8 protein-coding genes are annotated in these 12,874 nt (G+C 39.8%); all 8 read left to right on the forward strand.

All coding sequences use genetic code 11. The features are described from left to right. Nucleotides 1-61: 61 nt before the first annotated feature. The 8 genes from CA265_08570 (at nucleotide 62) to CA265_08605 (ending at nucleotide 12,827) form a co-directional block, all read left to right on the forward strand. Entirely contained in the window at nucleotides 62-508 is a 447-nt protein-coding gene (locus CA265_08570; GenBank protein ID ARS42936.1) for a dehydratase, read from the forward strand. Nucleotides 509-675: 167 nt separating this feature from the next. Continuing rightward, on the forward strand, nucleotides 676-1,977 hold the full coding sequence (locus CA265_08575) for an L-fucose:H+ symporter permease (GenBank protein ARS39697.1): 1,302 nt from the start codon (nucleotides 676-678) through the stop codon (nucleotides 1,975-1,977). Next, a complete protein-coding gene (locus CA265_08580; GenBank protein ARS39698.1) occupies nucleotides 1,977-5,399 on the forward strand; it encodes a DNA-binding protein in 3,423 nt (1,140 codons plus the stop codon). Before CA265_08575 ends, CA265_08580 begins: the two co-directional genes overlap by 1 nt. Before the next feature lie 3 nt (nucleotides 5,400-5,402). After that, nucleotides 5,403-5,873 (forward strand): hypothetical protein, encoded by a 471-nt coding sequence (locus tag CA265_08585; protein ID ARS39699.1) that lies wholly within the window; start codon nucleotides 5,403-5,405, stop codon nucleotides 5,871-5,873. Between the two features lie 44 nt (nucleotides 5,874-5,917). Continuing rightward, a complete protein-coding gene (locus tag CA265_08590; GenBank protein ID ARS39700.1) occupies nucleotides 5,918-7,942 on the forward strand; it encodes an ATP-binding protein in 2,025 nt (674 codons plus the stop codon). Nucleotides 7,943-8,103: 161 nt separating this feature from the next. After that, nucleotides 8,104-9,540, forward strand: a complete 1,437-nt coding sequence (locus tag CA265_08595; GenBank protein ID ARS39701.1) for a sialate O-acetylesterase — start codon at nucleotides 8,104-8,106, stop codon at nucleotides 9,538-9,540. A gap of 158 nt (nucleotides 9,541-9,698) precedes the next feature. Beyond that, nucleotides 9,699-11,939 (forward strand): hypothetical protein, encoded by a 2,241-nt coding sequence (locus tag CA265_08600; protein ARS39702.1) that lies wholly within the window; start codon nucleotides 9,699-9,701, stop codon nucleotides 11,937-11,939. Between the two features lie 99 nt (nucleotides 11,940-12,038). Then, nucleotides 12,039-12,827 (forward strand): short-chain dehydrogenase, encoded by a 789-nt coding sequence (locus tag CA265_08605; protein ID ARS39703.1) that lies wholly within the window; start codon nucleotides 12,039-12,041, stop codon nucleotides 12,825-12,827. Nucleotides 12,828-12,874 lie beyond the last annotated feature (47 nt).

The following is a 12,874-nucleotide window of genomic DNA, read 5'->3' on the forward strand; positions in this document are numbered from 1 at the left end:
CTCGTTTGTAACGAGGATGCAGGAGAAAAGCGATTGTATCGCTTATAAAAAGTTAAAAAATATGTATTTCAAATCAACATTTTTTGAAGATTATCAATTACAGGATAAACGCGTAACCTTAGGCCGCACCATAACGGAAACCGATTTCGTCGTTCATGCAGGTCATACCGGTGATTTCTTTCCGCACCATATGGATGCAGAATGGTGTGCCACACAACCGTTTAAACAAAGAATCGCTCACGGAACAATGATTTTTAGCATTGGGATCGGTTTAACCGCATCTGAAATTAATCCGGAAGCTATGAGTAAAGGATATGATAAACTGCGTTTTGTTAAACCTGTTTTCATTGGCGATACCATTCATTCTGAAATCACAATCTCTGAAAAGGGGGATAGTAAAAGACCAGCATATGGCACTGTAACCGAACACGTAGAAATCATTAACCAGCACGGAGAAGTGGTATTGGTATGCGACCATCTTTTGGTAGTGAAGAAGAAAATTCATTAGCGCATTGGTCAATAGTTCATTGGTCTGAGCACTAACAGCGAGAGTTTTAGTAGCTATAATTACAAAGACCAATCGATTAACAAATGACCAATGAATTACTGAACAACAAACTAGACCTATTCACAAAACTAATGAACCAATGACAAATGAACTAATGAACCAAGCTAATGACTAACGAACCACTAAACACACAGCCAGAAATGATAACTGAGGGCGATTCGTCATCAGGGAAAAAATATTTATTGCCATTTATACTCGTGATCAGTTTGTTTTTCCTTTGGGGAATGGCACATAACCTCGATTCGATCCTGATTCCACATTTAAAAAAAGCCTGTAATTTAAATAACAGACAATCGACTTTGATCGACACCTCTGTTTTCTTCGCTTATTTTTTAATGGCTATTCCTGCCGGAATGATTTTGAAAAAGTGGGGATATAAAGCAACCATGATTTCAGGTTTACTGGCCTTTGCTTTCGGTGCATTTTTATTTGTTCCAGCTGCCAATAATCTGTCGTATATCACATTTTTGATTGCACTTTTCATCATTGGTTGTGGTTTAACCATGCTCGAAACTTCCGCAAACCCTTATGCTGCTGTTTTGGGCGATCCTGCAAAAGCGACAAGCAGATTAAATCTCGCAGCATCTTTCAACGGATTGGCTGCAATGGTAGCACCAATGATTGGCGGATTATTTATTCTATCAGGTAAATCGCATACCAAAGAAGAATTGGCAGCCATGACAGACGCAGGTAGAAACAGTTATTTCTTAGAAGAAGCGGCATCAGTTAAAACGCCATACATTACCCTAGGGATTGTTTTATTGGTAATAGCTGCTATATTTTACTTTATCCACCTTCCGGAAATTAAAACAAAAAGTATAGATGGTGAAGCTAAAGGCAGTTTTTTTGGTGCATTACGCCATAAACACCTAAAATGGGCAGTTGTTGCTCAGTTTTTCTATGTTGGTGCGCAGGTTTGCGTGACTAGCTTTTTCATCAGAATGGCTCAACAAGGTGGTGGCTTTGACGAGAAAACAGCAGCCTCATATTTGGCTATTTATGGTTTACTGTTCACTGTTGGTCGTTTTGCTGGAACTGCGATCCTTCAATTTGTATCATCGCATAAACTGCTCGCCATTTATGCGGTAATCTCTATTTTATTGTGTTTGGTAGCCATATTAGGCAAAGGCTCTTATGTGGTTTATGCATTGGGTGCAATAGGATTTTTTATGTCGATTATGTTCCCAACCATTTTTGCATTAGGAATAGATGGTATTGGCGACGATACCAAGCCAGGTTCGTCATGGTTAATCATGTCGATTGTTGGTGGCGCAATTTTACCATTTGGAATGGGAAGTTTAATCGATATGTATGGTGATAATATCCAGATCGGCTACAGCATTCCATTGGTATGTTTTTTAGTTATTCTTTATTTCGGTTTAAGAGGTTATAAAATCGCGCACAAATAATGATAAATTTTAGATATATCCAGGTTTTATGCATTATACTGATCATTCTTAACTTTTCAGTAAATGTTTTTGCGCAACCAAATGAAAATGCTAAACCCTGGGTATTTTGGTATTGGATGCATGGCGGAGTATCTAAGGCGGGAATTACCGCTGATTTAGAAGCCATGAAAAGCTCGGGCATAGGTGGTGCCTATTTAATGCCTATTTATGGCACCAATAAACCTGATGTATATCCACAGCCAGTGGTTCAGCTTACCCCGCAATGGTGGCAAATGGTCGAATTTGCGATGAGCGAAGCTAAACGATTAAACCTGAAATTAGGCATGCACGTAAGTGATGGTTTCGCCTTGGCAGGAGGGCCATGGATTACACCAGAACTTTCTATGCAGAAACTTGTTTGGTCTAAGCTAAACATCAAGCATACAGCAGCTAAAATCAATTTAACTCAACCAAAGTATAACGAGAATTATTATAAAGATATTGCTGTTTTTGCTTACCCGTCTCCTACAAATGCAGGTATTTCAACTAGGACAGTTATTCCCAAAATAACAACAAGCAATGGCGTTGATGCCTCAGGTTTAATTAAACCCGAAAACACTAAAAACTTTGGTTCAAATGAACCATGTTACATTCAATATGAGTTTGAGCAACCGTTTACCTGTCGCAGTATAACCATTAAAATCAATGGCAATAATTATCAGGCACATCGTTTGGCCATCGAAGTGAGTAATGATGGTCAGGTTTTTCGTTCAATAGGCAGATTAACGCCCCCCCGCCATGGCTGGCAAGATACCGACGAAAGTGTAACGCATGCTATTGTGCCGGCAACAGCTAAATTTTTCAGGTTTATTTACGATAAAAGTGGCGCTGAACCTGGATCAGAAGATTTAGATGCCGCCAAATGGAAGCCATCATTAAAACTGGTGAATTTGGAGTTATCTTCAGAAGCACAGATTAATCAGTTTGAAGGTAAAAACGGTTCGGTATGGCGGGTAAGTGAAAGAAGTACCGAAGCTCAAATTGCAAAGAATTTATGCATTCCGTTAAATAAAATGATCAATTTAACAGGTAAATTGAATCCTGACGGAAGTTTAAACTGGAAAGCACCAAAAGGCAACTGGACCATTTTAAGGATTGGCCATACTTCAACCGGGCATACCAATGCCACAGGCGGTGGTGGAACCGGTTTAGAGTGTGATAAATTTAATCCGGAGGCCGTAAAACTACAATTCGAAAGCTGGTACGGCGAAGCACTAAAACATGGCGGACCTGAAATCGCTCAAAAGGTTTTAAGTGTTTTTCATGTAGATAGCTGGGAGTGCGGTAGCCAAAATTGGTCGCCTGTATTTAAAGCCGAGTTTTTAAAGCGCAGAGGTTACGATTTAACACCTTACCTGCCCATTATGACCGGATTACCGGTAGAAAGTGCAGCTGTATCTGAAAACTTCCTTTATGATATAAGAAAAACCATCTCCGAGTTAGTTGTTGATCAGTTTTATAAAACCTTGGCGCAATTAGCCAAAAAGAAAGGTTTAACATTTACGGCCGAAAGTGTGGCGCCGACCATGATGAGCGATGGTTTAATGCATTATAAAATGGTGGATGTGCCCATGGGCGAATTTTGGCTGAACAGTCCCACACACGACAAACCAAATGATATGCTCGACGCGATTTCAAGTGCGCATATTTATGGTAAAAACATTGTTCAGGCTGAGGCTTTTACCACTTTAAGAATGGATTGGAACGAAAGTCCGGCGAGTATGAAAACCTTACAAGACCGAAATTATGCACTCGGCATCAATAAAATGGTATACCATGTTTTCGTTCATAATCCATGGATGGATAAAAAGCCAGGCATGACCCTCAATGGCATTGGTTTGTACTTTCAGCGCGATCAAACCTGGTGGAAACCAGGGAAGGCCTGGGTAGATTATGCAGAACGTACACAAAACCTGCTGCAACAAGGCAAACCGGTAGTGGATATTGCTGTTTTCACGGGCGAAGAATTACCACGCCGTTCAGTATTGCCTGATCGACTGGTTGAAACCCTACCCGGCATCTTTGGATCCGATGTAGTAGAGGCAGAAAAGAAACGTCTCGCCAATGTCGGTGAACCGTTAAGACAAATTCCAGCTGGCGTAACACATTCAGCAAACATGGCCGATCCTGAAAATTGGGTAAATCCGCTGCGCGGTTATGCATACGATAGTTTTAATCCAGATGTGTTAAGCACGGCTACAGTAAAAGACGGTCAAGTGGTTTTCGAAAGTGGGGCATCCTACAAAGTTTTGGTCATCCCGGGTAAAATGAAAATGAACCCGAATGATCAGTATATGAGTTATGCAACTGTAAAAAAAATATTTGAATTAATTATAGCGGGCGCTAATGTGATTGTAGCAGACAAGCCTTTGTATCAAAATGGTTTACAACATGTTAGTCAATCTGCATTTAGCTCGGCAGTGGATGAAATTTGGAAGAATAATTTTCATGAGATAAATAATAATAATCATTCTGTTTTAATGAAAATAATGGATAAAGGAAATCTGTTTAAAGCTCCTTTTAATACCGATAATTTTAAACTTTTAGGAATTGAACCAGATTTTTATGTAACGGAAGCTAATTCGAACAGTGAGCCAATTACTTATGCAAAAAAAGTTGCTTATACTCACAGGAAAACTGATAAAAAGGATATCTATTTTATTTCAAATCAAGAGGCTAAAGAAAGAAATTTATGGTTTTCATTCCGTGTAACCAATAAAATACCACAAGTTTATGATGCTGTTGCCGATAAGTTAACTGACGTTAATAATTGGTCGAGCGAAAGGGGACGAACAGGCTTTACGTATAAAATCGCGCCTAATCAAAGTTTGTTTTTTCTCTTTGAAAAAGAAACCACAAAAACTAAACTTAATAATGGCAACAACTGGTCAACTTTCAAAACCATCCAGGATATTTCCAAATCATGGCAAGTCAAATTCGATACCGCATATGCCGGACCATCAAAGCCTGTCATTTTTAACGACTTATCCGACTGGACATTAAATACCGATAGCCTGGTTAAATATTATTCCGGAACAGCTGTGTACACCAAGAACTTCACTTTTAATGGAGATCTTAAAGGTAAAATCTGGATTGATTTAGGTGAGTTCTCCAGCATTGCAGAAGTAAAGGTAAATGGTATAAACTGCGGTACACTTTGGACTGCCCCACATCGTCTGGAAATTAGTAAAGCCTTAAAGAAAGGAGAAAACCAGATTACTATCGAAGTAACCAATACCTGGGCTAACCGTTTAATCGGCGATCAGCATATTCCTGAAAATAAAAGAATGACCAATACAAATGCACCTTTCCGGTTAGAAGGAAAGCCGTTAAATCCAGCCGGATTGTTAGGCCCGGTAGTGATTCAAGTGGAGGAATTATAGAAGATGGCAATACTAAAGAAAATAGAAGGAAACGAGCTGTATCTATACATGAATGGAAATCTTATATACAAACGCTGGCTTAATACCGGACAATCAAAAGTATTTGATATCATGGCTTATGATAAATATACATTGATCAGTATTCGAGATTTAGCATATGAAAATAGTGGCGGACTTTTGCCTGTAAAAGCCAAATTAAAACTCAAAACAGTAGAGGAAGGTGGACGGCAAACTGGATTTATTAGTGGATACAGACCAAATCATGTTTTTGAGTACAGTGACAACGGACAATTGTTGCAGACATACATTGGCGACATCATATTTGAAGGCAAACCGACAATTGAACCCGGAGAAGAAAGAGTAGTAACAGTTCGCTTTCTAATAAATCAACCAATTGAAAAATATCTAGACAAAGGCCGAATTTGGTGGATACATGAAGGACAAAGGCAAATTGGACAAGCAGAAATAATATGAAGACAAAATAACTGTCCTTCACTAAGCTCCCAAACCAATAAGATATGAACGCATTAAAAATTAATTTATCCCTTGCTTTGCTAACCATAGTGCTCTGCTTAAATGCACAGGAAAAAGCCTTGGTAAACAATTCAAATTCACCCTACGCCAAATTGCACAGCATCAATATGACTGATGTAACCTGGACGAAGGGTTTTTGGGCAGATCGTTTCAAAATAGCTACCGAAACCATGGTACCCAATATGTGGGCCATTTATAACGATCCTAAAATCAGTCATGCTTTCGAAAATTTCAGAATTGCAGCAGGATTGGATACCGGATCTCATTCAGGCCCTTCTTTCCATGATGGCGATTACTACAAAACTTTGGAGGCTGTAGCTGCGCTTTATGCTTCAACCAAAAACCCAAAACTGAACGAAATGATGGATCAGGCCATTGTAGTGATCGGTAAATCGCAGCGTGAAGATGGATACATCTACACCAAGGCCATGATTGAGCAACGAAAAACCGGTTCTAAAAACCAGTTTCAGGATCGGTTAAGCTTTGAATCCTACAATATTGGCCATTTAATGACAGCTGGATGCATCCATTATCGCGCTACAGGTAAAACTACTTTACTTAACATCGCTAAAAAGGCAACCGATTATTTATACAACTTCTATAAATCGGCCTCACCTACATTAGCGAGAAATGCCATTTGTCCATCGCATTATATGGGCGTGATAGAAATGTACCGCACCACAAAAGACCCACGCTATCTGGAACTTGCTAAACATTTAATTGCCATTAAAGGTAAAATTGATGATGGAACAGACGATAATCAGGATCGGATTCCATTTTTACAGCAAACTAAAGCCATGGGACATGCTGTAAGGGCAAATTATCTTTACGCTGGTGTGGCCGACCTTTATACCGAAACGGGTAAAGACTCGCTATTAAATACCTTAAATTTGATGTGGGATGATGTAAATCAACACAAAATGTATATTACAGGTGGCTGTGGCTCACTATACGATGGTACTTCGCCAGATGGTACGTCTTACAATCCCGCAGATGTGCAGAAAATTCACCAGGCATTTGGCCGCGATTACCAGTTACCCAATTTCACTGCGCATAACGAAACCTGTGCCAATATTGGCAACGTACTTTGGAACTGGCGAATGCTGCAGATTACAGCAGATGCCAAATATGCTGATGTGATGGAACTGGCTTTACATAACAGCGTTTTATCAGGAATCAGTTTAGATGGAAAGAACTTTTTGTATACCAATCCATTAGCTCAATCGAATGATTTACCTTTTAAACAACGCTGGTCGAAAGATAGAGTACCCTATATAACCTTATCAAACTGCTGCCCGCCGAACGTGGTACGTACCATTGCTGAAGTAAGTGATTACGCTTATAGTGTTTCTGATAAAGGACTGTGGTTTAATTTATATGGAGGTAATAACTTAAGTACTAAATTAGCTGATGGAACAAAGATTTCATTATCGGAAGAAACCAATTATCCATGGGATGGAAGGATAAAAATCAACATCAAAGAAACGGAACCTAAGGCTTATTCAATTTTTTTGAGAATCCCGGCGTGGACACATGATGCAAAAATTACGATCAACGGAAGAGCTGTAAATATTAAGGCCACTTCGGGTACCTATGCAGATGTTAATCGTATCTGGAAAAAAGGAGATGTAATCGAGTTAAACCTGCCTATGGATGCCACACTGATCGAGGCCAATCCCCTGGTGGAAGAAAACAGAAACCAGATCGCCGTAAAACGTGGCCCGGTTGTTTATTGTTTAGAATCGACAGATCTACCTGGAAAAAGTATTTTCAATGCTTTTGTGCCTACCTCAACTAAGTTCGAGGCAAAGTCGATAAATATCGATGGGGCTGAAATGATGAGTCTGGTCGGTAGCGCAAAAATAGTGGAACCGAACAACTGGAAAAATGTGTTATACCGTCCGATTGACTATAAAAACGAAGAAATACAAATAAAGCTGGTACCGTATTTTGCCTGGGGAAACAGAGGACATTCAGAAATGTCGGTATGGTTGCCGGTGAGTAGATAATGTGTAGAGGACTGGTAGGCGTTTCGTCATGCTGAATTTATTTCAGCATCTTTCTAGCTTAAGACCCTGAAATAAATTACCTTCGGTGAGCTCGCTTAAAGCTAGGTTTACTTCGTAGCTTTCGTAAACTCAGGTGAGGGTGACTCCCGACTAAAAAATAAATGAAAACAATGAAACTAAAACTCATCATATTTTTAAACCTTGCATGTTGCTTCATCGCATCTGCAATGGTTAAGCCCGTGTCTATTTTTACAAATCACATGGTGCTACAGCAACAAAGCAATGTGGCGATCTGGGGCTGGGCTAAACCCGCAAGCAAAGTAAAGATCAGTACTTCCTGGAACAAACAAAACTATACCGTTACTTCCGATCAGCTTGGTAAATGGAAGGTAAGGGTGGCCACACCAACAGCAGGAGGGCCTTACGAAATTGAATTAAATGATGGTGAAAAATTAGTTTTAACCGATATCCTGATCGGCGAAGTGTGGTTTTGCGGCGGACAATCAAACATGGAGATGCCGATGAAAGGTTTTAAAAGCCAACCCATAATTGGTTCTAACGAGGTCATTTTAAAATCGTCGAATAAAAATATCAGGTTGTATACCGTTCCACGTTCTTCAATAACCGAAAGACAAGAAAATAGCAAGCCTTCTGATTGGAAATTGGCTGCACCAGAAACCGTTTCTAATTTCAGTGCCACGGCCTATTATTTTGGTTCGTTGTTAAGCGAAATGTTGAACGTACCAATTGGAATCATCAACGACAGTTACGGAGGATCAACTATCGAGGCCTGGATGTCGCCGGAAGATCTAAAAGCCTATACCGAAATTAAAATTCCATCAAAAGGCGACAGCATTAAAGAAGTTAGCCGCACACCAACCACCCTGTATAATGGTATGCTGTATCCAGTGATGGGTTATGGCATAAAAGGTGTTATCTGGTACCAGGGCGAATCTAATTACGAGCGTCCGGATCGTTACGAAGATCTGTTTCCTGCAATGGTTTCTTCCTGGCGTAAAAACTGGGACAATGGCGATTTCCCGTTCTATTATGCCCAGATTGCACCATATAATTATGCACAATTGCCTCCTAATCATATTGGTGGAAAATATAATTCAGCCTATTTAAGAGAAGCACAACGTAAATCATTGGCTAAAATTCCAAATTCTGGAATGGCAGTTTTATTGGATATTGGCGAAGAAAAATCTATTCACCCAGCAAACAAAAAACAAGGCGGACAGAGACTGGCTTACCTTGCTTTAGCTCAAACTTATGGCATTAAAGGTTTTGGTTTCTCAAGCCCCAATTACGAATCATTAACGGTAGAAAAGAATACTGCTGTGATCAAATTTCAAAATGTACCAAACGGCTTAACTTCTTTCGGTAAAGAACTATCTTTATTCGAAATTGCAGGAGCCGACAAGAAATTTTATCCGGCAAAAGCAGCCATAAAAGGAAGTAGCATAAACGTTTCAGCCCCTGAAGTTAAAGCGCCCGTAGCCGTTCGTTACGCCTTTAAAGATTTCGTAATTGGGGATTTGTTTGGAAACGATGGCCTGCCTGTTTCCTCATTCCGTACTGATAACTGGGATAATTAATCATGATTTTAGCCACTAAGACACAAAGCGCACGAGGTATTTTAGCCAGGAACTTAAATGTTCTTTCATGCCTGATATGGTTGAAAATTCCTTTAAATTTCTTATGTGGTCTCAGGTGCCTTAGGTGGTCAAAAAACACACACCTTTTCTTTGTCTTTTTGTGGTTAATCATTCCAAATGCTTTTTCGCAAGAAAAAGACAATGTGGTATGGACCTCACAAAGTAACAATTCATCAGCATCTATGCCCGTAGGTGGTGGCGATATTGGCTTAAACCTTTGGGTAGAAAAAGGTGATGTTTATCTCTACTTATCGCGTAGCGGAACATTTGATGAAAATAATACCTTACTCAAACTTGGTCGTGTTAAACTGAGGTTAAGTCCGAATCCTTTCGAAGGAAAAACCTTCAAACAGGAACTGATTTTAAGAGATGGTTATGCCCTGATTTCCGGCACAAATGGTCAATTAAACACTCAAATTAAGGTTTGGGTAGATGTTTTTAATCCGGTCATCCACCTTGATGTAAAATCCAATCAGAAAGTTACAACCGAAGCCAGTTACGAAAGCTGGCGTTTTGAAGACCGCATCACGAAAGGCAAAGAAAATAACCAGAATTCGTATAAATGGGCACCTCAGGGTATTGTTAAAACATGGAAAGATGAAATAGCCTTTAAAAATAATGTTATTCAATTCTACCATCAGAACAAACCTGAAACCGTATTCGATGTTACCGTAAAACAGCAGGGACTTGAAGACAGAAAAGCTGATCTCTTTAATCCTTTAAAAAATCTCATTTCCGGAGGTGGCATGCAAGGCAGTAATATGGTGCCGGCCGGAAACTATTCAGGGATATACCTCAGTACGCCATTTAAAGCCTGGACTTTGAAAAGTAAAACGCCTGCTGTTTCAAACCATATCACCGTTACTTTAAATACTTCAAAAACAGCATCAGTTAGCGAATGGGAGAAGGATTTAAATAGGATAAAGGTTAAAAACGATCAAAAAGCCAGTATAAAATGGTGGAATGCCTATTGGGCAAAAAGTTTCATTTACATTCAGGCTAAAGACGAAACGGCAAATCAATCGGCTAAAAACTATCAGTTGTTCCGGTATATGCTGGGCTGCAATGCCTTTGGTCAATATCCAACAAAATTTAACGGCGGACTTTTTACTTTCGACCCTCAGTTAACGGATACGGCCTTAAAATACACACCAGATTTCAGAAACTGGGGTGGTGGAACACATACCGCTCAAAACCAGCGCCTGGTGTATTGGCCAATGTTGAAAAGCGGAGATTTTGATATGATGAAAGCTCAGTTCGATTTCTATCTGAATTTATTGAAGAATGCAGAAATCAGGACTGAAGCATCCTGGGGGCATAAGGGCGCTAGTTTTACCGAACAATTAGAAAATTTCGGACTACCAAATCCTGCTGAGTATGGCTGGAAACGCCCTGCTGATTTTAATAAAGGTATGGAGTATAATGCCTGGTTAGAATACGAATGGGACACTGTGCTGGAGTTCTGTATGATGATTTTGGAAACTGAAAGGTATGGTGGCAAAAACATCGATAAGTACCTTCCTTTAATCGAAAGTTCACTTACCTTTTTTAAAGAACATTATACTTATTTAGCCAAACAAAGAGGCGCAAAAGCTTTGGATGCCGAAGGACATTTGATTTTATATCCAGGTTCCGGGGCCGAAACCTATAAAATGGCTTACAATTCTACCTCTACAATTGCGTCTTTAAAAACAGTTCTGGAAAGATTAATGGCGCTGCCTTCTTTGTCTGAAAGCAAAAAAACCGAATGGGCAGCGATGCTAAAAACCATTCCACCAATAAGTTTCAGGGCTTTCGAAGGACATGCCACCATTTCTCCTGCTAAACTTTGGGAGCGTATTAACAATCAGGAGAGTCCACAGTTGTATCCTGTATATCCATGGGGAATTTATGGAATGGGTAAACCTGGTTTAGATACCGCAATTAATACTTTTAAATACGATACCGATGTGCTGAAATTCAGAAACCATATCGGATGGAAACAGGATAACATCTTCGCTGCAAGGTTGGGCTTAACTGAAGATGCAGCCAAGCTAACTATAGCTAAGTTAAAAGATTCTGGCAGGAGGTTTCCTGCATTTTGGGGGCCAGGTTTCGACTGGACACCGGACCACAACTGGGGTGGATCGGGTATGATCGGCTTACAAGAAATGCTGATGCAGGTTGACGAAAAAAAAATATATTTGTTTCCGGCATGGCCAAAAGATTGGGATGTGCATTTCAAACTTTATGCGCCTTACCAAACCACGGTAGAAGGAACTTTAAAAGATGGAAAATTAATAGAATTGAAGGTATTACCTGAATCGAGAAAGACTGATATAAAAATAATGATTAATTAAGCGGTATCGTCATCCTGAACTTGTTTCAGTATCTAACAGGAAAGATGCTGATCCCAGAACTTCGGACCAGCATGATGGACGCTTTAATATAAAAAAGAGATGGATTTACAATTAAAAGAAAAAGTTATTGTCATCACGGGTGCTGCAAAAGGCATTGGCCGTAGTATTGCAGAAGTATTTGCCAAAGAAAATGCAATTGCGGTAATTGTTGGCAGAAAAGCAGAAGACAATCAGATCGTGGTTGATGCAATTGCTACAAATGGCGGAAAAGCAGCACAATTTGTGGCTGAACTATCTAACCCGGAAGATTGCGAAACCGTGGTGAAAAATATAGTAGCACAGTTCGGCAGGATTGATGGTTTAGTAAATAACGCAGGCGTTAATGATGGTGTGGGTTTAGAAAGTGGCAACTATAAAGACTTTATGGCCTCGCTGCATAAAAATGTGGTACATTATTATTTGATGGCGCACCATGTTTTGCCAGAATTAATTAAGAGCAAAGGTGCTATTGTCAACATCACCTCTAAAACCGCAGAAACGGGACAAGGAAATACTTCAGCTTACGCAGCTGCTAATGGTGGGAGAAATGCCTTAACCCGTGAGTGGGCAGTTGAATTACTGAAATATGGCATCCGTGTAAATGCAGTAGTGGTTGCCGAATGCTGGACACCCGCCTACGAAACCTGGATCGAGACTTTAGACAATGCGGAAGAAAAGTTAAAAGAGATTACGGCTAAAATTCCATTGGAGAACAGAATGACAACTGCTGAAGAAATTGCGAATATGACGGCTTTTTTAATGTCAAGTAAATCAAGCCATACCACCGGACAAATTATTCACGTTGATGGCGGTTATGTTCATTTAGATAGAGCTTTAGCCAACGCCTAGTTCTGTCCGCAGTTTTTAGTTAACAGTTTACAAATTACAGTTAACCG

Source organism: Sphingobacteriaceae bacterium GW460-11-11-14-LB5, from assembly GCA_002151545.1.
Taxonomy (GTDB): Bacteria; Bacteroidota; Bacteroidia; order Sphingobacteriales; family Sphingobacteriaceae; genus Pedobacter.